20 protein-coding genes and 1 tRNA gene are annotated in these 21,385 nt (G+C 64.9%); 9 read left to right on the top strand and 12 right to left on the bottom strand.

Annotated features, from left to right (window positions below):
- Window position 1: 1 nt before the first annotated feature.
- The 4 genes from D3I60_RS05485 to D3I60_RS05470 all read left to right on the top strand — a co-directional run bounded on the left by D3I60_RS05485 (window position 2) and on the right by D3I60_RS05470 (window position 3,182).
- A complete protein-coding gene (locus tag D3I60_RS05485; RefSeq protein ID WP_262775146.1) occupies window positions 2-1,756 on the top strand; it encodes an acetyl/propionyl/methylcrotonyl-CoA carboxylase subunit alpha in 1,755 nt (584 codons plus the stop codon).
- A gap of 139 nt (window positions 1,757-1,895) precedes the next feature.
- Window positions 1,896-2,369, top strand: a complete 474-nt coding sequence (bcp, locus tag D3I60_RS05480; protein WP_262775145.1) for a thioredoxin-dependent thiol peroxidase — start codon at window positions 1,896-1,898, stop codon at window positions 2,367-2,369.
- Between the two features lie 136 nt (window positions 2,370-2,505).
- Window positions 2,506-2,587: transfer RNA gene (locus tag D3I60_RS05475), tRNA-Leu, on the top strand.
- A gap of 130 nt (window positions 2,588-2,717) precedes the next feature.
- A complete protein-coding gene (locus D3I60_RS05470) occupies window positions 2,718-3,182 on the top strand; it encodes a GNAT family N-acetyltransferase (RefSeq protein ID WP_262775144.1) in 465 nt (154 codons plus the stop codon).
- A 204-nt stretch (window positions 3,183-3,386) separates the two neighbouring features.
- Here D3I60_RS05470 and D3I60_RS05465 read toward each other — a convergent pair whose 3' ends face one another.
- The 4 genes from D3I60_RS05465 to D3I60_RS05450 all read right to left on the bottom strand — a co-directional run bounded on the left by D3I60_RS05465 (window position 3,387) and on the right by D3I60_RS05450 (window position 5,598).
- Window positions 3,387-3,617: a hypothetical protein gene (locus D3I60_RS05465; RefSeq protein ID WP_262775142.1), complete on the bottom strand. Its 231-nt coding sequence runs from the start codon at window positions 3,615-3,617 to the stop codon at window positions 3,387-3,389.
- A gap of 90 nt (window positions 3,618-3,707) precedes the next feature.
- Entirely contained in the window at window positions 3,708-4,337 is a 630-nt protein-coding gene (locus D3I60_RS05460; protein WP_262775140.1) for a maleylpyruvate isomerase family mycothiol-dependent enzyme, read from the bottom strand.
- Window positions 4,334-4,855, bottom strand: a complete 522-nt coding sequence (locus D3I60_RS05455) for an ASCH domain-containing protein (protein WP_262775138.1) — start codon at window positions 4,853-4,855, stop codon at window positions 4,334-4,336. Before D3I60_RS05455 ends, D3I60_RS05460 begins: the two co-directional genes overlap by 4 nt.
- Window positions 4,852-5,598, bottom strand: coding sequence for a FadR/GntR family transcriptional regulator (locus tag D3I60_RS05450; RefSeq protein ID WP_262775137.1), 747 nt, complete (start codon window positions 5,596-5,598; stop codon window positions 4,852-4,854). The genes D3I60_RS05455 and D3I60_RS05450 overlap by 4 nt, the downstream gene beginning before the upstream one ends.
- 157 nt (window positions 5,599-5,755) lie before the next feature.
- Between D3I60_RS05450 and D3I60_RS05445 the strand changes: the two genes are divergently transcribed.
- Window positions 5,756-6,637 (top strand): carbon-nitrogen hydrolase family protein, encoded by an 882-nt coding sequence (locus tag D3I60_RS05445; protein ID WP_262775135.1) that lies wholly within the window; start codon window positions 5,756-5,758, stop codon window positions 6,635-6,637.
- Between the two features lie 121 nt (window positions 6,638-6,758).
- A complete protein-coding gene (locus D3I60_RS05440; RefSeq protein WP_262775133.1) occupies window positions 6,759-8,126 on the top strand; it encodes an APC family permease in 1,368 nt (455 codons plus the stop codon).
- Window positions 8,127-8,200: 74 nt separating this feature from the next.
- Here D3I60_RS05440 and D3I60_RS05435 read toward each other — a convergent pair whose 3' ends face one another.
- Window positions 8,201-8,812, bottom strand: coding sequence for an HAD family hydrolase (locus tag D3I60_RS05435; RefSeq protein ID WP_262775131.1), 612 nt, complete (start codon window positions 8,810-8,812; stop codon window positions 8,201-8,203).
- A gap of 294 nt (window positions 8,813-9,106) precedes the next feature.
- Here D3I60_RS05435 and D3I60_RS05430 point away from each other — a divergent pair, with 294 nt between their 5' ends.
- Window positions 9,107-9,454 (top strand): PadR family transcriptional regulator, encoded by a 348-nt coding sequence (locus tag D3I60_RS05430; RefSeq protein ID WP_262775130.1) that lies wholly within the window; start codon window positions 9,107-9,109, stop codon window positions 9,452-9,454.
- Window positions 9,451-10,422 carry an HAAS signaling domain-containing protein gene (locus tag D3I60_RS05425; RefSeq protein WP_262775129.1) on the top strand — a complete coding sequence of 324 codons (972 nt, stop codon included), beginning with the start codon at window positions 9,451-9,453 and terminating at the stop codon, window positions 10,420-10,422. The genes D3I60_RS05430 and D3I60_RS05425 overlap by 4 nt, the downstream gene beginning before the upstream one ends.
- A 56-nt stretch (window positions 10,423-10,478) precedes the next feature.
- On the opposite strand, the gene D3I60_RS05420 is transcribed toward D3I60_RS05425, so the two are convergent.
- The 7 genes from D3I60_RS05420 to D3I60_RS05390 form a co-directional block, all read right to left on the bottom strand.
- Window positions 10,479-11,756: a class I SAM-dependent methyltransferase gene (locus D3I60_RS05420; RefSeq protein ID WP_262775127.1), complete on the bottom strand. Its 1,278-nt coding sequence runs from the start codon at window positions 11,754-11,756 to the stop codon at window positions 10,479-10,481.
- A 53-nt stretch (window positions 11,757-11,809) separates the two neighbouring features.
- The gene (locus tag D3I60_RS05415) at window positions 11,810-12,091 is read right to left on the bottom strand and encodes an HPr family phosphocarrier protein (RefSeq protein WP_173152011.1); all 282 of its coding nucleotides are present in this window, start codon (window positions 12,089-12,091) and stop codon (window positions 11,810-11,812) included.
- Between the two features lie 121 nt (window positions 12,092-12,212).
- On the bottom strand, window positions 12,213-13,883 hold the full coding sequence (gene ptsP / locus D3I60_RS05410; RefSeq protein WP_262775126.1) for a phosphoenolpyruvate--protein phosphotransferase: 1,671 nt from the start codon (window positions 13,881-13,883) through the stop codon (window positions 12,213-12,215).
- 38 nt (window positions 13,884-13,921) lie between these two features.
- On the bottom strand, window positions 13,922-16,135 hold the full coding sequence (locus tag D3I60_RS05405) for a PTS fructose transporter subunit IIABC (protein WP_262775125.1): 2,214 nt from the start codon (window positions 16,133-16,135) through the stop codon (window positions 13,922-13,924).
- On the bottom strand, window positions 16,132-17,310 hold the full coding sequence (locus tag D3I60_RS05400; RefSeq protein WP_262775124.1) for a 1-phosphofructokinase family hexose kinase: 1,179 nt from the start codon (window positions 17,308-17,310) through the stop codon (window positions 16,132-16,134). Before D3I60_RS05400 ends, D3I60_RS05405 begins: the two co-directional genes overlap by 4 nt.
- On the bottom strand, window positions 17,307-18,101 hold the full coding sequence (locus D3I60_RS05395; protein ID WP_262775123.1) for a DeoR/GlpR family DNA-binding transcription regulator: 795 nt from the start codon (window positions 18,099-18,101) through the stop codon (window positions 17,307-17,309). Before D3I60_RS05395 ends, D3I60_RS05400 begins: the two co-directional genes overlap by 4 nt.
- A 314-nt stretch (window positions 18,102-18,415) precedes the next feature.
- Window positions 18,416-19,792, bottom strand: coding sequence for an MFS transporter (locus tag D3I60_RS05390; RefSeq protein WP_262775122.1), 1,377 nt, complete (start codon window positions 19,790-19,792; stop codon window positions 18,416-18,418).
- A gap of 305 nt (window positions 19,793-20,097) precedes the next feature.
- Here D3I60_RS05390 and D3I60_RS05385 point away from each other — a divergent pair, with 305 nt between their 5' ends.
- Window positions 20,098-20,508, top strand: a complete 411-nt coding sequence (locus tag D3I60_RS05385) for a universal stress protein (RefSeq protein WP_139468937.1) — start codon at window positions 20,098-20,100, stop codon at window positions 20,506-20,508.
- Window positions 20,509-21,385: the final 877 nt, after the last annotated feature.

The following is a 21,385-nucleotide window of genomic DNA, read 5'->3' as shown; positions in this document are numbered from 1 at the left end:
AATGTCGAGAATCCTCATCGCCAACCGCGGCGAGATCGCCGTCCGCGTCATCCGCGCCTGCGCCCAGCACGGGCACACTTCGGTGGCCGTCTACGCTGATCAGGACGCCGACGCCATGCATGCCCGGCTCGCCGACGAAGCGTTCGCTCTGCCTGGGACGACAGCGGGTGACACGTACCTCAACATCGATGCGGTCCTCGCCGCAGCGAAGTCCGCCGGTGCCGATGCCGTCCACCCCGGTTACGGATTCCTGTCCGAGAACGCCGATTTCGCCGCCGCCGTCGAAGCCGCCGGCCTCATCTGGATCGGTCCGACCGCGGACACGATCACGGCCCTCGGCGACAAGGTCACGGCCCGTCAGCTCGCGCAGAAGGTCGGCGCTCCCCTGGCACCGGGCATCGACCGTCCCTTGGAGACCGCGGCCGAGGTCGAGTCCTTCGCCGCCGAGGCGGGACTGCCGATCATCATCAAAGCCGCCCACGGTGGCGGCGGACGCGGAATGAAGATCGTCCACGAGCTGACCGAGGTGGCTGGTGCCTTCGAATCGGCGACCCGTGAGGCCGTCGAGGCTTTCGGTCGGCCCGAGTGCTTCGTCGAGAAGTTCCTCGAGCGTCCCCGCCATGTCGAGGTCCAGATCGTCGGCGACGGTCAGGGTCGAGTCGTGGCCGTCGGTGATCGCGACTGCTCCGCTCAGAGGCGCAATCAGAAGCTCATCGAGGAAGCACCCGCCCCGGGACTGACGGATGAGCAGCGTGAGCGCCTGCACCGTTCGGCCGAAGCCATCTGCGCCGAGGTGGACTACCGCGGTGCCGGCACCGTCGAATTCCTGCTCGCCGCCGATGGCACCATGACGTTCCTCGAGGTCAACACCCGACTGCAGGTCGAGCATCCCGTCACCGAGGTGACCTCAGGGGTCGATCTCGTCGCCGAGCAGTTCCGCATCGCCTTCGGACAGGGACTGTCGCTGGAGTCGACCCCGCAGCCGGTCGGTCATGCGATCGAGCTGCGCATCAACGCCGAGGATCCCGGCCGTGGCTTCCTGCCGACTCCCGGACGCATCGATGTCCTCGATGTGCCCGGGGGTCTCGGCGTGCGCTGGGATTCCGGTGTGCGTGCCGGTGACACAGTGCAACCAGCCTTCGATTCCCTCTTTGCGAAGCTCATCGTCCACGGTCCCGACCGTGAGCAGGCGATTGCGCGCACTGTGACAGCGGCGAAGGAGCTCCATGTCGAGGGTCCGGCCACAGTGGTGCCGTGCTCCCTGGCGATCCTCACCGATGAGGCGTTCACCGGCCTCGGCGTCGACGGTGTCGACAGCATCCACACCCAGTGGATCGAGGCCGAGCTGCTGCCGCGCTTCGAGACTCAGGACCGCCCGGCCCCAGTCGCCGATGGGGATATGCAGCGCATGTCGATCGAGATCGACGGAAAGCTCACCACGATCGGACTGCCCGCCGGACTGCTCGCGGCCCTCGGCTCGGTCGGTGGGACGGGTCAGGGCGGCGAGGCCGGTGGCGCCGGAAACGGTGGAGCCGCCTCGGCGAGTGCCAGGGATGTCACCGCACCTGTGCCGGGCAGTCTTGTGGACTTCCTCGTCGAGGACGGTGCGCAGGTGGCGGCTGGTGACGAGGTCGCGGTGCTCTCGGCGATGAAGATGGAGACCCGGGTCGAAGCCCCGGTCGCGGGAACGCTGCGCCAGGTCGCGGCGGTCGGCGACGTAGTGGCGGTCGGGAAGGCCATCGCACGGGTCGACTGAGACGGCGGGCCGCCTCGGCGAAAGGATCGGTCGAGGTGACTGCGTGCATCGGTCGAGGCATTGGGCTCGGCAACGGAATAGAGTGGTGGTCAGCAATGGTTGTCCATCATGGAGACCACCCCAATCAGGAGGAGCATTCATGTCACGTCTGTCGGTCGGCGACACCGCCCCGGAGTTCACCCTCGTCAACCAGGACGGGAAGTCCGTCAGCCTCAGCGATTTCCGAGGTCAGCGGGTCGTCGTGTACTTCTACCCCGCCGCTATGACCCCGGGCTGCACGACCGAGGCCTGCGATTTCCGGGACTCGCTGTCGGCACTCAAGGCCGCCGGAATCGCCGTCGTCGGCATCTCCCCGGACAAGCCGGAGAAGCTGCATCAGTTCATCGAGAAGGAAGGTCTCAACTTCGACCTCCTCTCCGATGAGGACAAGACGATGATGACCGAATGGGGTGCCTTCGGCGAGAAGAAGAACTACGGCAAGGTCGTCCAGGGCGTCATCCGCTCAACCGTCGTCGTCGATGCCGAGGGCAAGGTCGAACTCGCCCAGTACAACGTCAAGGCCACCGGGCACGTCGCCCGCGTGCGCAAGGAGCTCGGTATCGACGCTGCCTGAGCCTGCCGCAACTTGAGCGTCGGGCAGGCTGAACTGCCCGTGCTCAACGTGAGCATCGGGGCGGTCCGAGTTTTCAACAACTCGGACCGCCCCTGCTAATCTTGAGGACGTTGTGGCCGCGACTGTGGCCGCTTCAGCGCGAGTGGCGGAATTGGTAGACGCGCTGGATTTAGGTTCCAGTGTCTTCGGACGTAGGGGTTCAAGTCCCCTCTCGCGTACCGCGGTCCCCAGCGCGGAGGTCGACAGGCTTCCGCGCCGAGGACTTTTCTGTCGTCACATCTGTACGCGACCAGACGCGGAGAACGTAGTGTGGTCATTGGTGTACCGAATCTAGTGAGAGGACTGCCGATGACGACGTCCCCGGCCCCGACGATCCGCCCCACAGCTCCTGCCGACGAGGCTCAGTGGAAGGAGCTCTTCCGCGCTTACCGCGAGTTCTACCGACTGGAGCCGTCCGAGGAGATCGTCTCCCGCGTGTGGTCGTGGCTGACCGAATCCGCCCATGAGTGCCAGGGACTCGTCGCCGAGACGGACGGATCGATCGTCGGAATCGCCGACTACCGTCGTTTCTCCCGTCCCTCGACAGGCAGCGTCGGCATCTGGCTCGACGATCTCTTCACCGATCCCGAGGCGCGCGGCCGAGGTGTCGGCCGTGCATTGATCTCCCGGCTGCAGTCGATCGCCGCGGCCGAAGGCTGTTCGGTGGTCCGGTGGATCACCGCCGATGACAACGCTCAGGCTCAGGTGCTCTATGACGATGTCGCGGCGAAGACGAACTGGCTCACCTACGACGCGAAGCCGACGGAGTCGTGAGCACGGAGTTGCCGAGTGAGCAGAGGCCGAGCTCGGTAAAGCCGGAAGAACAGGCAAGCTCAGCGAACGCCGGTGCTGACCGCGAGGTGCAGTTCTATCGGTTCGAATCCGAGGAAGCGCTCGATTCCTACCTGACAGATCCCCGACGTCAGGCGCAGGCCGCCGAACGCGATCGCGTCATCGCCAGGACGGAGCTGTTCCCGGTCAGCTTACTTCCGAGCGAGTGAGGTCCTGCGCGAAGTGCTGCTGTGCGAGCAGGACCAGCGCCTCGAGCAGCGGTCGGCGCAGCCCGCTGCCGAGGACGACTCCGCGGATCCGCTCCTCCAGACTGACTGCGTCGCCGATCGCGTCGAGGTCGGTGCGACCGACGTCTTCAGCGGCCTCGACATAGGCGTCGAGCCGGTCGAGGATCGGAGTCAGGTTCTCCGTAGTCAAGTCGTCGGATTCGGCTGAGCACCCGCAACGTTCATCTCGTCGTCAGGGATGTTCCGGCACACGCGTCGCAGCACTCTGACCGCTGAGGATTCAGTCCATCCGCTGCCGGAGTTCGGCGACTCCGCTCCCCGCCAGATCTGTCAGTGCTTCCGGTCGGCCGGCCATGGCCAGGACGAGGTCGAGGACACGACCGGTCACCTCCGGCCCGCTTCCGGACTCGAAGTCGGCGTCGACAGCACTGAGCTTCAGCCCTTTGACCAGGGTCTTCGAGTTCACTGCGAAGTCCTTGGAGGCGAAGTATCGGGCCACCTCGACTGCCGCCTCAACGGCGGGGGTCAGGTCGCATTCCAATGGTCTTGCGATGTCCTGTCCGTGGACGATGACTTCGCCGAGGAAGGCCGGGAGGTCTTTGGTCGGGGCGACAGTCAGTGGGATCGAGCTGTGGAACTTCGCAAGGGTCTCCTCTGGTGAATCACCGAGACGGCGCTCGAGCAGTCGCGCATTGTGTTTGGCAGGATCGAATCCCGCCCGGACGATGCTGCGGATCCAGGCCCACTTCCCGGTGTTGGCCATGGCGGTCAGGTGGGCGACAACTTGCTCGACTGTCCAGTCTGCACACAGAGTGGCGAGCGCCCACTGCTCGGGTTCGAGTGTGGTGAGCAGATCGGCCAGGCGCGCGCGTTCCGTGTGGATGAGGTCCCAGTATTCGGTCTCGTTCATCTGCTCGTCCCCTGTGTTTCGTCGCCGGAGACGCTCACGCGCCCTTCGTCTTCTACGTCGAACAGCAACCGGAAACGTTCGCAGACGACCGGCATCTCGGGCGCGAATCCGCGTTGCCCATGCTCTTGCCAAAAGCGCTCATGGATCTCGCGCCAGGCGGCCAGGTTTCGATCGCCCTCCCCTTCCGAATGGGCATGCTCGGCGGTCACCTCGGAGAACGGAACGATGTCGATCGCCGTGGTTTCAATGAGGGCCCTCGGCCGGCCTCGGCCGTCGAGGATGATGCTCAGTTCGCCCACCTCGGGGACGGATTCACCGTCGGCTTCGATGTCCCACAGCGCCGAGGCGGTTCCCGTCTTCGTCCCATCCAGAACGAGGGCGAGGAGATCGTCCGCATGCTCGGGAGTCGCACCGAATGCCCATGCTTCAGGTATCGGCTCCGGGAGGGCGGGGATGCAGCTTCTCGCCGTCGACCAAAAAGCGCCGAGGTCGCCGCTGCCGGGCTCTACGCCACTCATCCGTCATTTTCCTCAAGTCCGACGAACATCTCACGCCGCAAGGCATCGACATGGACACGGGTGATCTCGACGGCTGCGAGGGGATCATGATTCCGCAAAGCGGCCACGAGCCGCCGGTGATGATCACGCCCCTCCTCAAGCTGCTCCTGCGGGTAGGGCACGAAGTACTTCGTCAGACCGCCATAGCAGGCCAGGTAAGTCTGAGCCTCGGGCAAACCGCTGATCTCTGCGATGAATCGGTGGAAACGAGTGTCAGGAATATGGTGCTCATGCCAGTCCTCGGCATCGGCCGACGCTTGGATGAGAGCATCGAGCTCATCACACTGCTCGGGGGTGGCCCGCATCGCCGCCTCAGCCACAATGGCCGATTCCATCAGACTGCGCTGGTCGATGAGCCGATGGATCGCGTCCGCGTCTGCCCGGTAGGCGGTGACAGCGGAGTCGTTGAGATGCGGCGGGTCGTCGGCAACGAACGTTCCGCCTCCACGGCCCCGCCTGCGCACGAGGACACCGTCCTCGACAAGGCTCTCGAGTCCCCGACGGGCTGTGATGAAGCTGACCTCGAGGCCCGCCGCCAATAGCTCGGTCTTCGGCAGTCTGCTGCCCGGCGCGAGCAGAGCGTGCTCGATGGAGAGCAGAACTCGGGCTCGGACGGTATCGACGGCAGAAAGCCGGGTGAGTTCCGCGGCTCCGGGGGCGGCGAACAGCGTTCGATCGACCGCGTGTGCCTGTGCAGAGTCCATCCCACTCCGCTCAGAATCCACGCCCGCAGGATCGGGTGTCGAAGAATTTCTCACTGCCATGTGTTGAGTCTAACGTCACATCGACTTATAGTGATCAAACTGATCAATTAAAGCGACGGCGGGAAGAACCGCTGTCGACGTCGGCGAAGGGACCGAAGTGGACACCAGCGAAATGGCAGTCGGGCTGGCCCAGCGTGCACCTCTGCCCGGACCGGACCCGTTATCAGGCTTCCGCAGGGACGTGGCGGCCACCTCGGCGAAGTTTCCCGAACTCGGAATGATCATCTATCCCGAGCTTCATCTGCACAGCGCCGACGACCTGCCTATCGACGACCGCCCCGCCGCTCTTCGCGAGAAGGCTGAGCGACTCGACTCGGAGTTCGTCGCCGAGATCGGCCGCATCGCCGCCGAGCACAACATCTGGCTGTGCCCGGGCAGCATCGGTGAGATCGCCGACGACGGGAGCTTCTTCAACACTCAGCTGCTCTTCTCCCCCGCAGGCGAACTCGCCTCCACCTACCGCAAGATGTTCCCGTGGCGACCATTCGAACCACACCGCCCAGGCACCGATTTCGTTGTCGCCCAGACTCCCGATCACGGCGCCTTCGGCCTCTCGATCTGCTACGACGCCTGGTTTCCCGAACATTCACGGCACCTCAGCTGGATGGGCGCAGACGCGATCCTCAATATCGTCAAGACGACCAGCCAGGACCGCGAACAGGAACTGGTCCTGGCGCGAGCAAACGCAATCGTCAACCAGGTCTACGTGCTCAGCGTCAACTGCGCCGAACCCATCGGCCGCGGACGGTCCATCGCCGTCGATCCCGAAGGCCTCGTCCTCGGCGAGGCGGGGCTGGGCGAAGACACGATCATCGTGCGAGTCGACCCCCAGCGGGTCGCTCGAGTCCGCGAGGTCGGGACTGCGGGAACGAACCGAGTGTGGTCGCAGTTCAACCGCGACGACGACCCGATCCCCCTCCCGCTCTACGGAGGCTGTCTCGATCCGAGCCGCTGGTCACCTGGCCACGACACTCCCTGACGCGACCGCCGATTCCGAGCCATCACCAGCTGCCGGCGACAGCCGCACCACAATCCACCAGAACAGGCACTTCTGCCATCCGGAAATCTGAACCAACATTGACATCGACAATGGAGTGATCATGTCAGACACCGTCACACTCAATCGCACCCTGAAGTTGCCGTCCCTGGTCATCTTCGGCCTCGCCTACCTCACCCCGCTCATCGTCCTCGGCATCTTCGGCGTCATCGCCTCCCAGACGAACGGGGCGAGCGCGAGCGCCTATCTGATCGCTCTCGGTGCGATGCTCTTCACTGCCAACAGCTACGGTCGCATGGCCGCAGCCTATCCGGTCGCCGGGTCGGCCTACACCTATGTGCGCAAAACGATCGACGGTCGCATCGGATTCCTCGTCGGGTGGGCGACGATGCTCGACTACCTGTTCCTACCCATGGTCATCTGGCTCATCGGCGGCTCCTACCTGCAGGCGCAGTTCCCGGCGGTGCCGATGGCTGTGTGGATCATCGGCTTCATCTTCCTCACCACGGTGCTCAACATCGTGGGCATCAAGGTCGCCGATCGGGTCAACCTCATCCTCATGTCGTTCCAGATCCTCGTCATCGCCTTCTTCGTCGCCCTGTCGCTGGCCGATGTGTTCGGCTCGGAAGGCGGTGCCGGGCTGATCAGCGCGACCCCGTTCACCGGCATTGACTCGACACTCGTGGCCATCGGCGGCGGTGCCGCGGTCGCCGCGTATTCGTTCCTCGGATTCGATGCCGTCACAACCTTCACCGAGGAGACCATCGATCCCCGTCGTACCGTGCCGAAGGCCATTATGCTCATCGCCCTCATCGGCGGCGGCATCTTCGTCGTCGTGGCCTACGCGGTTCAGCTAGTCCACCCCGGTGGAGTGTTCGAGAATTCCGACGCCGCAGCGTTCGAGATCGCCAAGAGCATCGGCGGGCACTTCTTCGGCGCGATCTTCCTCGCCGCCCTTGTCATCGCTCAGTTCACGTCCGGCATCGCCGCCCAGGCCGCAGGCAGCCGTCTGCTCTATGCGATGGGACGCGACGGAGTGCTTCCGCGCGGCTTCTTCGGAAAGCTCAGTCCGCGCTTCCACACACCGGTGCTGTCCCTGCTGGCCATTGCCGTCATCGGGCTCATCGCGATCTTCATGAATGTGGCCGCCTCGACGTCGTTCATCAATTTCGGCGCGTTCCTCGCCTTCATCATGGTCAACGTCTCGGTCATCGTCTATTGGGTGCGCGAGCACCGATGCGGCCGTTCACTCAACGTGTTCCTCTACTTGGTCTGCCCGATCATCGGAGTCATCGTCATCGGTTTCCTGCTCACTCAGCTCGACGTGCACGCGATCACCCTCGGCACGATCTGGCTTGTCATCGGCGCAGTCATCCTCGCGGTGACAACGAAGGGCTTCCGCACCCAACCTTCCGAACTCGCCGTTGACTCGGCCGATTCAGATCAGCCGACCACTGCGAAGCACATCTGAACAACACTGAACCACTTAACCATTGGGCCACGATCTTCGAGGCCGGTGCCCAACGAAGAGCACGCCGACTCTGCTCAGCTCTCCTGCTTCAGAAACTCCTCGATCGCTGTGACCGTCGACGGGTTGTCGCGGTGTACGATCGCTTTCATGCCCACGGCACGAGCACCCTCGGCGCACACCTCATGGTCATCAATGAAGAACACATCGTCTGCATCGGCACCCAGTCGCTCAAGTGCATTCTCATAGGCTTCACTTTCGGGCTTGAGCAGACCGGTCTCGTGACTGTAGAGAATCGGGTCAAAGACTTCACTGAACCCGAACCGCCGTTCTTCCTCGCGCCGCGCCCCGTCGACAGAGTTCGACAGAATCGCCACACCGGCACGTGGCCGCAGCGTAGCCGCATACTCAAACAACACTGTATTGAGACTCCCGCAGTATTCGTCCCACATCTCGGCCTCCATCGCTTCGACATAGGTCTGATCCACATTCAGGGCCTGGCCGATCCGCGCCCAATATTCGGCGCGAACATTCTCTTGACGGGAAATATCGGGCAGCTCCGCGGAAGTCAGACGAGCACGATACTCCTCCGCTGAGAATCCAGAGTGCTCCTGCCACCGACCGGCGAAACGCTTCCCCCAAGCATCATCATCGACGACCTCCAGTACTCGCCCGATATCGAAGAGCACCCACTTCCTCAATCCCATAAAACAACCCTACCTGCCGGGCTTCGGGGACACTCAGCAGTCCTGGAAAGCAGCATCAGCACCGCAGAGCACACTGCCAGGCGCAGGGCCGAGGTTTGGTACACACTGCTCCAAAATGCACACCGAGGAAACTGATCCGTTGAGAGGAACCTGTACCAAAACGGCTGTCGACTCCGGTGGTCTGCCGAGGCGTACGCCGCACCGTGATTCGCCGTGCCGCAGCAAAGAATACCCCGCCTCTTGTAATAGTGTGTGGCACACACTATCGTGTGATGTATGAACGAGGATGAAGACAAGGCACTGGCCACCCACGAACAGGAGCTGCGACGCGGCACTGTGGTCTTCGCCAGCCTCGTCGCCTGTCGACGGCCGCAGTACGGCTACTCGCTGCTGACGACGCTGACCGAAGCAGGCATCGCCACCGAGGCCAACACCCTCTACCCCCTGCTGCGGCGGCTCGAGAGACAGGGCCTGCTCTCGGCGGAGTGGAATACCGAACAAGCCCGCCCCCGCAAGTACTACACACTCACCGACAGCGGCGCCGAAGTCGCCGCCGCACTGCACAGCCACTGGTTCGAACTCAACTCCAGCATCACCAAGCTCTGGAAGGACGGCACACCATGAGTGCGCTCACCGAAATCTACGTCGACAACGTCACCCGCCACCTCCCCGAAGACTCCCGTCCCGACATCGCCGCCGAGATCACCGCCACGATCGACGACATGGTCGACGCCCGCCTCAGCGAGGATGCGGCCGCGTCCCCGGATCACACGGCCGCCGTCGAACGTGAAGTCCTCGAGGAACTCGGCGACCCCGCCGCGCTGTCGCGAGAGTATTCGAACTCCCCGCAGCACCTCATCGGCCCCAACTCCTATCCGCTCTACATCTGGGCACTGCGCTGGGTGCTGCCCATCGTCGGTCTGCTCACGGTGCTCACGAATGTCGTGACCACCATCGCTCTCTCCCCTGAAGCCCAGATCGGCGAGATCATCGGCAAGTCGGTCGGCAATACCGTCATCGCCCTCCTGACCACCTTCGCCGCCATCACGATCATCATCGCCCTCGGCGATCACGGATTGGACGGTGGAGCAGCCGCAGCGATGCGGAGACGACAGCCCGGCACGTGGACTGTCGATGACCTTGACCGGCGTGATTCCCGCGGAAGACAGATCCGCGCCGAGGCGGGACTCGGGCTGGTCTTCATCATCACTTTGGCAACGATCCCGTTCATCCCGACCTCTCTGTTCTATGTCGGGCACCTCAACAACGGGGAGACGTTCATCAACCCCGATCTCGGCGTCGGCTGGCTGGTCGGCTACTGGGCCGTCCTCGCGCTGATGGCAGCAGTCGAGATCATCAAGTTCACGACCGCCTCGGCGAAACCGGCCGTGGCCCTCATCGGTGGAATCGTCGACGTCGCCATGGCTGTCTTCCTCACCATCGCGCTGCTCACGCAGCCGGTCCTCCACCCCGAGCTCACGAACACCGGGAACGCCGACTTCCAGCAGATCATCACGGTCATCGCGATCTGGTTCATCACCGTTTGGGATCAGGTGAGCACCTGGCGGATCCATCGCCGCAATCGTCGGTGAGACTGTGCGATCGGGACGGCCACCAGTCGACCCGATCGCACAGCTGCTGAAAGATCTCAGTCGCGGCGGCTGGCGATGACCGTGAACTTCTTGTTCCGGGCCAGCTGCCGACTCGGTCCGATGATCGATTCGAGACGATCCCGGTAGCGCAGGTGCGAGTTGAACACCGTGAGCACCTGCCCGCCCGGAGCCAGATGCTCGGCGGCCGTGGCCATGAGCGCCGCGGCCGTCTCGGTCTCTATGGCCGTCCCCTGATGGAACGGCGGATTGAGCAGGATGAGATCGAATTCGCCCAGGCCCGCAAACGCCTGCTCCTCCGAGTCCGCGGCATCACCGAGGATGATGTCGACGTCGACTCCGTTCGCCTCCGCTGTGGCCCTCGCCGAGGCGACCGCCGCCTTCGACACGTCGACTCCGAGTCCCGTATTCGCTCCCGAGGCTCGCATCGCTGCGGTGAGCAGCCAGCCGTTGCCGCAGCCGAGATCGAGCACAGATTCCGGCGCCTCGTCGGCGAGCAGTCCCAGCAGTGAGTCGATGAGCAGCTCCGAGCCCTCATCGCTCTTCGTCCCGGAGAAGCAGGCCCCATGTGCGCGGACTTCGAGCTCACCGACACCGCGTTGGGTGATCACCCCACGGCGTGGGAATTCCGGCAGGCTCGGCGAGGACAGGGCGCGGCTGCCGATGATCATCCGGTGCTTGCCGACCCCTGGAGAGACATCGACCCGGCCGAATCCGCGGGCGAGCTCCTTGTTGACGCCCCGGCTCATCGCATCGCTGCGGCCGACGACGATGATGGTGCTCGCCAACGGCTGCAGCGCCGCGATCGTCTCGGTGAGCGCATTCATCGCCTTCGGGGCGTTGACGACTGCCCACGTCTCCCCCACACCGAGTTCGGTCAGTCCCGCGATCTCACTGAGCTCGCTCACCGCCAGTACGGGTGCCGCTTCGGCACCGGCCTCTCCGGCGACTCCCGCGGAATCGCCGGTTCCGGCCAGGGACTCGACCGCTGCGGCCAAGGTCCGTGCCTCGTCGAGACGGTCGTTGTATGTGCATACCTGAGTCAGACGGCTGAGCAGGATCGCCTGCAGACCGTGCGCATCGTCGACGAGGATGAGGTTCTCGGGGACCTCGGCTGAGAGTTCGGCGGCGACGAAGGTGCCTTCGGTGTCTCGGCCCGAGACGTCGAGGACTCCGCAGCGGCGACCGATGACGTAGTCGATGAGCATCCGCGCCTGCGGCAGACCGGGCAAGTCGCTCAGCTGAGGGAATACCGCCAGCAGATCCCGGCTGCGGTGGGCGGCGGCAGAGTCGGAGGGCAGCAGGGAGGCGGACATTCGATCAGTCTAATCCGAGCGGACCAGTCGCCGCCTCCTCGGCTGTGTGCTGCTCAGCCTTCGGCGTCGTGGTCGGTCTCAATGAGCTGCTTGAGGTTGGCCAATGCTTCGTCGGCTCCGTCACCCTCAGCGCGCAGAACGACCTTCTGACCGTATTCCGCGCCGAGGCCCATGAGGGAGAGCACGCTGGCCGCGTCGAGGGCATCCTCGGCCGGTTCGCCCTCCATGGCGATGGTGATCTCGAGGTCATAGTCTGCGGCGGCCTCGGCCAGCAGTGCTGCTGGACGGGCGTGCAGGCCTACGGTGCTTCCGACTGTTGCGATGGTCTCTGCCATGAGTTGTCCTTCCTGATCAGACCGGCCGTGGTTCGGCCGGTCCGGTGTTTCGGCACTTCCTGTTGGTGGTGTCTGTGGTGGTGCTGAGTATGTCACGGGGTCACTCGCCCGACGGTCGGACTCACAGGCCGAGCTCGTCGAGGATCGGCAACTCGGCTCGGACCGCGGCCTTCGCCTCGCCCGGGCTGCGCGCCGCAAGTGCACTGCGGGCGATCTGCTGTGCCCGATCCAGGGAGACACCGGACAGCACCTCGGCGACGGCAGGCAGAGCTCGGGGCGCCATGGACAGGCTGGTGACTCCGAGGCCGACCAGCACAACGGCCAATGCCGGATCGGCCGCAGCCTCTCCGCACACGCCCACCGACTTCTCCGCCACAGCACCTTGGGCGGCGGCCACGCCGATGAGCTGCAGGACTGCCGGCTGCCACGAGTCGCTGAGTTCGGCCAGACCGCCGAGCATGCGATCGGAGGCCATGACGTACTGGGTCAGATCATTAGTGCCGATGGACGCGAACTCGACTTCCTCGAGGATCGTGGCCGCCTGCAGCGCTGCTGAGGGAACCTCGACCATGACACCGGCGGTGGGGAGTCCTGCCGCATGGACGAGTTCCGAGAACTGCCGGGCCTCCTCCGCGGTAGCGATCATCGGAGCCATGACGTGGACGGTCACCGCATGCTTCGAAGCGGCCAGCGCGATCGCCTCAAGCTGACGTTCGAGGACTCCCTGAGCCCTGCGGCTGGTCCGGAATCCGCGTACACCCAGGGCCGGGTTCGGTTCATCGGAGTCGGTGAGGAACGGCAGAGGCTTGTCGGCTCCGGCGTCGAGGGTGCGCACGACGACCTTGTGATCGTCGAAGGCCGCGAATACCTGCCCATAGGCCTCGGCCTGCTCCTCGACGCTGGGTTCGGTGTCACGATCGAGGAAGCAGAACTCGGTGCGCAGCAGACCGACGCCTTCGGCACCGGCGGCTGCCGCTGCCCGTGCCTGAGCGCCGACTCCGACATTCGCACGCAGCGGAATCCGGGTGCCGTCGCTCAGGAGACAGGGTCCGGTGAATGACTGCAGACGGCCAGCCGTCTCCGTCCACGCCTCGACGAGGCCGGTCTCCGTCGCACCAGGCTCGGTGCGCAGAACTCCGGTACCGCCGTCGAGGAAGACGGGCGTGTGGTCGGTGATCTCGCGAACGCCGGCGGCTGCGACCACGGCGGGAATGCCCAGCGACCTGGCGAGGATGGCCGTATGGCTCTGCGGTCCGCCCTCTTCGCAGACGAGTCCGACGACCAGCTCCGGGTCGAGTGTCGCGGTGTCCGCGGGAGCGAGATCCGTGGCGATGAGCACGAAAGGCTCGGCCGCGTGAGGAATGCCGGGGGCCGGCACTCCGCGCAGATGGGCGATGAGGCGGGCACGGACATCGAGAACGTCGGCTGCGCGTTCGGCCATATAGCCGCCGAGCCTCTCCAGCTGTGCAGCGGTCTCGGCAGCCACCGTCCAGATCGCGGTCTCCGCGTCGGTCTCAGGCAGGCGTTTGATCGCCGTCTTCACCAGAGTGGGGTCCTTGGCCATGAGGGCCGTGGCTTTGAGCACGTCGCGGGCGTCTCCGGTGACGGTTTCCGCGCGCTCACGCAGTTCGGCGTGGACGGCGGAAGAGGCCTCCCGGATCCTGTTCGCCTCCGCCTCGGGATCGGCCGGGGCGGGCTTCGCCACGGGTGCGGACACGGGGTCGGGCATGGTCAGCGCCGGGGCGATGACCCGTCCGGGTACGACTCCGATGCCTGAGAACTCTGCGGACATCCCCATTCCTTCCTGTCTTGTCTCTTCGGTGAGAGCGGTCAGACTCGTGTGGCGTCAGCGTTCGACGATTCCGGTTCGGCCCGCTGAGCCTCACCGGCCGAACCGGATCCGGTGGTCGAACCGGTCGACGCGGCTGCGGTTGTCGCCGGTGCGGACCGGTCGGCCGCCTCGGCGAGGCCTGCCGCTCCGCCCTTGCGGACAAGGATCTTGAGCGCGAGCACCAGCACGGCGCTGATGATCGTGCCGACGACGACGGAGAGCAGGAACAGCAGGAACGAGTCGATTGCGAAGAAGACGAACACGCCGCCGTGCGGGGCCTGGCTGGTGACGGAGAAGGCCATCGTCATGCCGCCCGTGACGGCGGCACCGACGACCGAGGCAGGGATCACGCGCAGCGGATCGGAGGCGGCGAAGGGAATCGCGCCTTCGGAGATGAACGCGGCGCCGAGCAGCCAGGCGGCCTTTCCATTCTCCTTCTCCGCCTGGGAGAAGATGCGGGGGCGGACGGCGGTGGCCAGTGCCATGGCCAGGGGCGGAACCATTCCGGCGGCCATCACCGTGGCCATGATCTCCCACGGCACGGGGTTGTCGACGGAGCCGGCGGCGAGGCCGGCGACGGCGAACGAGTACGCGACCTTGTTGACGGGTCCGCCCAGGTCGACGGCCATCATGGCGCCCAGGATGAGCCCGAGGACGACGGCGGCGGTTCCGGTCATCGAGCTCAGCCAGCTGTCGAGCCCCTTGGTCAGGGCACTGATCGGTCCGCCGAGGACCATGAACATCAGGCCGGAGGAGACGAGGGAGGCCACCAGCGGGATGATGACGACGGGCATGAGTCCGCGCAGCCACCTCGGTGCGGCGAAGGAGCCGATCCAGTGAGCGATATAGCCGGCGAGGAGTCCGCCGATGATGCCGCCGATGAACCCGGCGCCCATGAGCACGGCGACGGCGCCGACGGTGAAGCCGGGAGCGATTCCGGGGCGGTCGGCGATGCCGTAGGCGATGTATCCGGCCAGGGCGGCGACGAGGAAGCTCATCGACAGGTTGCCGATCTGGAAGGCCACGGCGCCCAGGTAGGCGCCGACGGGTCCGAGTGCCAGGTCACCGTATTCGGTGGGCAGGTTCCACAGGGAGTTGCCCAGGACGATGTCCTCGGCGTAGTCGGGGATGTCGAATCCGCCGAGGAGGAACCCCAGTGCCATGAGCAGACCGCCGGCGGCGACGAAGGGGATCATGTAGCTGACACCGGTCAGCAGTACGCGCTTGAGGTGGGCGCCGACGCTTTCGCGAGAGTTTCCTGCCGAGGACGATTCGTCGTCGGCGGCGTGAGCGGCGGCCAGCCTGCGGCCGTTGGGGGCGTCCGCCTCGGCGAGGGCCTTCGTGATGAGGCCCTGCGGATCGTCGATTCCGGCCTTGACCGGCACCTGCACATAGGGTTTTCCGGCGAACCGCGCCTTGTCGCGGACGTCGACGTCGACAGCGAAGACGGCAGCGTCGGCGGCATCGATGACGGACTGGTCGATCGGGGTCGTGCCGCTCGATCCCTGGGTCTCGGTGACGACGTCGATGCCCATCTCGGCTCCGGCCTGGGCGAGGGCGTCGGCAGCCATATAGGTGTGGGCGATTCCCGTCGGGCAGGCCGTGACGGCGACGACGCGGCGGGGGTGGTCCGTCGAGGATGAGGCGGTTTCGGTGGGGGCCGCAGCGGCACCGGCGGTGGATGCGCCGGTGTGGGCGGAGGAGTCCGCAGCTGTTTCAGTGGAAGCGGCAGCAGCGCTGGTCGGCTCTTCGGGTGTCTCGCGCAGGCCGAGGGCGGTTTCGACGAGGTCGACGACTTCCTGCTCGGTCGTCGCCGCACGCAGGGAGGCGACGAAGGCCTTCTTCACCAGCGACCGCGCGAGTTTCGACAGGAGCTTGAGGTGGTCCTTCCCGGCGCCCTCGGGCGCGGCGATCATTAACACGAGGTCAGCGGGGCCGTCCTTGGCACCGAAGTCGACCGGCGGGTTCAGGCGAGCCATTGCGAGGCTCGGTTCGGTGACCGCCTCGGTGCGGGCGTGCGGGATGGCGATGCCGCCGGGAACGCCGGTCGGGGTCTTCTCTTCGCGGGCGATCGCCGCGGCCGCCAATCCGTCTGCGGAGTTCGCGCGGCCGTGTTCGGCGATCGTGGCGGCCAGAGCGCGGATGACAGCGGACGACTGCGTCCCCTGATCCGCGTCGAGGACCACCAGGTCTGTTGTGATGAGCGATGTCATCGTGCCTCCTCGGCTTCGGGGGCTGTGCCCTCATGTCGGTGGGAAGTGTCGTCGGTGTACGCGTCTGTATGTGATGTGGGACTACCTGTCAGCGGTGCTGCGGGTGTCTCCAGTGGCGTCACGGTCACTGCGTCGGTCCGGGCGTCCGCCGGGCTCGGCACTCCGGTGCCGCGCAGCCGGGCGGCTGCGGCTCCATATGCGACGGCTCGGGCCAGGGATGCATCAGGTTCACGGCCGCCGGTCAGACCCAGCAGGTACCCGGCGAGGGTGCAGTCACCCGCGCCCACGGTGCTCACGACGTCCATAGGCGGATGCTGGGCATGCCAGGCGGTGTCCGGCTGGGCGAGCACTGCGCCGCCGGCGCCCAGGGTCGCAAGAATCGACCGTGGGCCGGTGCCGCGCGCCGTGAGCAGGGTCGACGCAGCGCGAGCCGCGAGCTGTGGTGACCATTCCAGCCATTCGGCGATCGTGTGCAGTTCGGCGGTGCCGAGGGATTCGACGGCGTCGCGTGGGGCTGCTGCCCCGAGCGGTTCGACGGCGTCGCGTGGGGCAGAATCGTCGCGGAGACCGGAGGCGTGCAGGAGGCCGGCAGCGTGGAGGAGCTCGGCGAGTTCTTCGGCGTTGGGCTTGATGAGATCCGGTGAGGCCATCAGGGCCGTGGCCAGAGGAGCACCGGAGGTGTCGACGGCGATCAGCGGCGGACTATCAAGCTGGCGGATACGTTTGATCGCACGGGCGTAGAAGTCATCGTCGACTCCTGGAGGCAGCGAACCGGCCAGGACGACCCAGCTCGCACCGACTGCCTGCTCGGCCACGAGGTCGAGCAGTTCGTCCTGAGTCTGCGGGCTCAGAGGCGAGCCTGGTTCGTTGATCTTCGTCGTCGTGCCGTCGGGTTCGGTGACGGTGATATTGGACCGCAGCGGTGTGCCGGTGGGAACCGAGCGATGAGCCAGTCCGATCGCGTCTAGTCCGGTGAGCACCGGGTCATCGAGGTCTCCGGGCAGGACCGCAAGGGTGTCACGGTCGGCGGCCGCCACGGCGCGGGAGACGTTGACTCCCTTGCCGCCGGGCTGCTGTCCGGCCCAGACGGCGCGCTGCACCTGACCGCGGAGAACCGGCCCGGACAATTCGATTGTCCGGTCGAGGCTGGGGTTGGCGGTGAGGGTGAGGATCATGGAGTGACGACCTCGACTTCCGCAGTCTCCAGATCGGCCGACAACGGCTCTTCCGGCGCGTCGTCGGTGATGAGGACATCGATCTGGTCGAGTTCCGCGAACCGCACCAGAGAGACGGCATCGAACTTCGCAGAGTCGGCGAGCACGGCAACTTTGCGTCCCGAGTGCACGAACGCTGACTTCGTCGCCGCCTCGTCATGGTCTGGCGTGGAGACACCGTCGTCACTGAGACCGTTGGTGCCGAGCACCGCGAGATCGACCCTGTGGCCCTCGACGGCTGTGATCGTCTGTGGTCCGACCATGGCCCGGGTGACCGGGCGGAATCGGCCCGGAAGGACGAAGATCTCGATGCCGGGCGCACCGGCCAGGCTGTCGATGGCGGACAGGGAGTTCGTGATGACGCGCAGCTGTCGCGGGGTCTGTCCGGCGACGAGGCGTTCATGGGCTTCGTCGGCGATCGCGCGAGCGAAGGCCGCACAGGTCGTGCCGCCGTCCAAGGAGATGCTCATAGTCTCCTCCATCAGGCTCAGCGCGGACCGGGCGATCGCTGTCTTCTCATCGAGGTTGTGGATCTCGCGGTCGTCGAAGGCCGGCTCTTCGAGGCTGTGGGGACGGCACGGCACTGCTCCCCCATGGACGCGCTGGAGGGCTCCGGCCTTTTCGAGGGCGGCGAGGTCGCGTCGAACAGTTTCCGTCGTGATGTCGAAATCGGCGGCCAGGTCGGTGACATTGACCCGGCCCGCTTCGCTGACGAGCTCAGCGATGCGTCGTTGCCGTTCTTCAGCGAACACGTCCGGCCTTCCCTTCGCGCGGCTCATCGTCGATACGGACGAATAGCCACGTGGCTATCTGTTGGTTTGAACGATCTTAGGACTTGATTCACCCAGCGTCAATCACAATCCAACATATTGCCAATCATTCCCACATGACTTAGTGCTCGTCCGGGCAAGGCGGCTCGGCCGAGGCGGCGAGATCGATGAATGACGAGTGCCCCGGAACTCAGCGTTCCGGGGCACTCGTCATTCACGGTCGGGGTGGGCCACCTCGGCGAAGGGATCAGCGGACCGGGTAAGCCGCCTCGATGATGGGGTCAGCCGTCGGGAATTCAGCTGCCGATGCGTTTGTACGCCGAGGAATTGGCGTTGTCGATCGTCGAGTGTTTGCGGTTGTCGTGCATGAAGGCCACGGCGACGAAGCCGACGATCGCGATGACGACGACGTAGACGGCGAACCAGGAGCCGATTCCGGCGTTGCGGAACCACAGAGCGACATATTCAGCGGAGCCGCCGAACAGCGAGTTGCCGACCGCATAGGTGAAGCCGACGCCGATTCCGCGGATGTGGGCCGGGAACATCTCGGCCTTCACGATTCCGGAGATCGAGGTGTACATGCTGATGAACGCCATGGCGATGACGATGAGGATGCCGGCGGTGAGGACGGAATCGGCCTTGCCGATCATGCCGAGGAGCGGGATGGGCAGCCCGATCATGCCGATGACGAAGATGAGCATGTTGTTCTTGCGGCCGATCTTGTCCGAGATCTTGCCGGCGATGGGCTGCATGACGACGAAGATGAGCAAGCAGATGGTCATGAGGTCAGCGATGGAGCCTTTGTTGAACACGGCTTCGCCGGGGGTGCCTTCGTTCTGCAGCAGCAGGAACTTCTGCATATAAGTGGTGAAGACGTAGAAGACGAGCGATCCGACGCTGGTGATGCCGAGGACGACGAAGAAGGCGCGCGGGTGGCGCAGCACTTCGCGGAAGCTGCCTGAGTTCTCGTCCTTGCGGGTGTCCGCCGAGGTGGTCTCCTCGAGACCGCGGCGCAGCCACAGGGAGACGATCGCGGCGGCAGCGCCGATGGCGAAGGGCAGTCGCCACCAGCCGGCTTCGATCTGGTCGGTGCCCAATGTGTGGGTCATGACGACGGCCAGCAGGCTGGCCAGCAGCTGGCCGCCGATGAGGGTGACGTACTGGAAGGAGGAGTAGAATCCGCGTTTGCCTTCGGTGGCGACCTCGGACATGTAGGTGGCGGTGGCGCCGTATTCGCCGCCGACAGCCAGCCCTTGGATCATGCGCACGATGAGCAGCAGAATCGCGGCCCAGGAGCCGACAACCGCACTCGTGGGCAGCAGCGCCATCATCAGCGAGCCGGCGCACATAAGCAGAATGGAGATGAGCATCGAGTTCTTGCGCCCGAGGCGGTCGGCGGCGCGGCCGAAGATGTAGCCGCCGATGGGACGCATGAGGAAGCCGATGAAGAAGACGCCTGCGGCCTGCATCAGGGACAGTGCCTGGTTGTCAGCGACGAAGAACTGGTCGGCGAAGTAGACGCTGAAGAAGGCGTAGATGTAGAAGTCGAACCATTCGACGAGGTTGCCCGACGATGCCGCCATGATGGCCTTGACCGTCTTCCATTCCGACTTCTTCTGCGTTGGGGTCTCACCGGCTTCTGCCTGGTCGAGATGCGTATTCTGATCTGTCAATGCTTCTTCTTTCTCACTCGTACGCGGCGCACGGAGCGCCCAGGTCACCTTACTGCCGAGTCAACCGAACTGACGATTCGGTCAGTAATTGAGATTTGGGGTCGGAGGCCCGATTCCGCGCGGAATCTGCGCGGATTCAACGCAGAAATCGCTCGATGGTGACGAGCCCGCTTCTGGCGAGGTGAGGAAGATCTCAGCCGAAGCTCCCCGTTTCCCTCGTCGCAGAGTGAGCTGCCGCCCGTCCGAACAGGGCGGATATGCTACTAATTGAGAGAGCTTCGTCCAATGTCGCACCAGGAGAGATCATGACAATCCTCGTCGGTTATTCCCCCTCGCCCGAAGGCAAGGCCGCTGTCGAATTCGGTATCGAACAGGCCCGCGCATTCGACGATGTCCTCGTCGTGCTCAATGCCGGAATCGGCGAGACCCCCGACGAGCGCGGCGTCGCCACCAGCAAGGACATCGAGGAGCTCAAGGAGACGCTGAAGTCTTCCGAGGTCTCCCACGAGATCCTTCAGTTCCTCCGCGGCAATGACCCCGTCGAAGAGCTCCTGGCCCTCGCCGAGGCGACCGCCGACACCCGCATGATCGTCATCGGATCACGCCGCCGCTCCCCCGTCGGCAAGCTCATCATGGGCTCGACGGCCCAGCGGATCATCCTCGACTCCGACGTTCCCGTCGTCTCCGTCAAGGTCGACCGGAGGAAGAAGAAGTAGTCGCGCGCCGGACGATCCGTGCATCGTCGGACTTTTGCGCCGCCTCGGCGCAGGTGGTGCGTCGATTCGACGTATCTGCCACACCGCCTCGGCGCGGTCGAAGAATCCGAAGTAGTCCCCTGAGGAACGTTCTCGCGAGCTTGCGCGAACTTGAGGGATCGAAGCAATTCATATCTCTCCTTCACCCGACAGTTCGGTTGTTTAATCTCTGGGGCAGCGCACCTCGCCGCTCCGCACCGAACACGGTTCGGGGCATTTTTCATATCGCAGACATGGCTTCACCGATCCATGCGATGTGGGTCCGAGGCCTCATGCTCTGCGTTCCACCGGCGATCCGGCGTGGGGACTCTGACCTCACCATCACACAGCAAGAAATAGGCCATGTAGAAACACAGCAACCGGCTGATCTCCTTGGTGTCTCTATTCGATGAGAAGGCCCTGGAGCGGCGCACACGACCGCGCGCATGGCGTTCATATACCCCGTCTGGCGGGGTCATGTCTAATGGGCAGTTGAGCAAGGGAGCGACAGTAGGTTCGGTTGTCCCCGTTACCTTTTAAGTAGCCCCTTCATCCGTCAGGATAGAAGGGGTCGCTGGCCTGAGGACCCCGGCATGATTGATGCCCCCCAGTCACCATGATCCCGGGGGGGTGTAGTCACCGGGGTTCGAAGGCACCAGGGAAATCGCTGATAGGGGCCAGAACCACTGGCAGAACCCATGCCTTGAGCCCGACCGTAACGTGAATGCCGAGCCCAGGAGCCACCACTGCAGCACCGGCCAGCAAAACCACAACCAAACATTCGGTCACATGAGTCGAAGAAGATGAGTGACATGATCACCAACCACGCTGACATCGACGTATTCATCGGCATCGATGT

Origin of the sequence: Brevibacterium permense, assembly GCF_025506275.1 — a bacterium.
Taxonomy (GTDB): Bacteria; Actinomycetota; Actinomycetes; order Actinomycetales; family Brevibacteriaceae; genus Brevibacterium; species Brevibacterium permense_A.
This window is presented reverse-complemented; position numbering and strand designations above follow the sequence as displayed.

Excerpts from the sequence above, each read along its gene's own strand:
- D3I60_RS05485 (WP_262775146.1), top strand. The coding sequence starts at position 2 with ATGTCGAGAATCCTCATCGCCAACCGCGGCGAGATCGCCGTCCGCGTC.
- bcp (WP_262775145.1), top strand. The coding sequence starts at position 1,896 with ATGTCACGTCTGTCGGTCGGCGACACCGCCCCGGAGTTCACCCTCGTC.
- D3I60_RS05470 (WP_262775144.1), top strand. The coding sequence starts at position 2,718 with ATGACGACGTCCCCGGCCCCGACGATCCGCCCCACAGCTCCTGCCGAC.
- D3I60_RS05460 (WP_262775140.1), bottom strand. The coding sequence starts at position 4,337 with ATGAACGAGACCGAATACTGGGACCTCATCCACACGGAACGCGCGCGC.
- D3I60_RS05455 (WP_262775138.1), bottom strand. The coding sequence starts at position 4,855 with ATGAGTGGCGTAGAGCCCGGCAGCGGCGACCTCGGCGCTTTTTGGTCG.
- D3I60_RS05450 (WP_262775137.1), bottom strand. The coding sequence starts at position 5,598 with ATGGACTCTGCACAGGCACACGCGGTCGATCGAACGCTGTTCGCCGCC.
- D3I60_RS05440 (WP_262775133.1), top strand. The coding sequence starts at position 6,759 with ATGTCAGACACCGTCACACTCAATCGCACCCTGAAGTTGCCGTCCCTG.
- D3I60_RS05430 (WP_262775130.1), top strand. The coding sequence starts at position 9,107 with ATGAACGAGGATGAAGACAAGGCACTGGCCACCCACGAACAGGAGCTG.
- D3I60_RS05425 (WP_262775129.1), top strand. The coding sequence starts at position 9,451 with ATGAGTGCGCTCACCGAAATCTACGTCGACAACGTCACCCGCCACCTC.
- D3I60_RS05420 (WP_262775127.1), bottom strand. The coding sequence starts at position 11,756 with ATGTCCGCCTCCCTGCTGCCCTCCGACTCTGCCGCCGCCCACCGCAGC.
- D3I60_RS05415 (WP_173152011.1), bottom strand. The coding sequence starts at position 12,091 with ATGGCAGAGACCATCGCAACAGTCGGAAGCACCGTAGGCCTGCACGCC.
- ptsP (WP_262775126.1), bottom strand. The coding sequence starts at position 13,883 with ATGTCCGCAGAGTTCTCAGGCATCGGAGTCGTACCCGGACGGGTCATC.
- D3I60_RS05405 (WP_262775125.1), bottom strand. The coding sequence starts at position 16,135 with ATGACATCGCTCATCACAACAGACCTGGTGGTCCTCGACGCGGATCAG.
- D3I60_RS05400 (WP_262775124.1), bottom strand. The coding sequence starts at position 17,310 with ATGATCCTCACCCTCACCGCCAACCCCAGCCTCGACCGGACAATCGAA.
- D3I60_RS05385 (WP_139468937.1), top strand. The coding sequence starts at position 20,098 with ATGACAATCCTCGTCGGTTATTCCCCCTCGCCCGAAGGCAAGGCCGCT.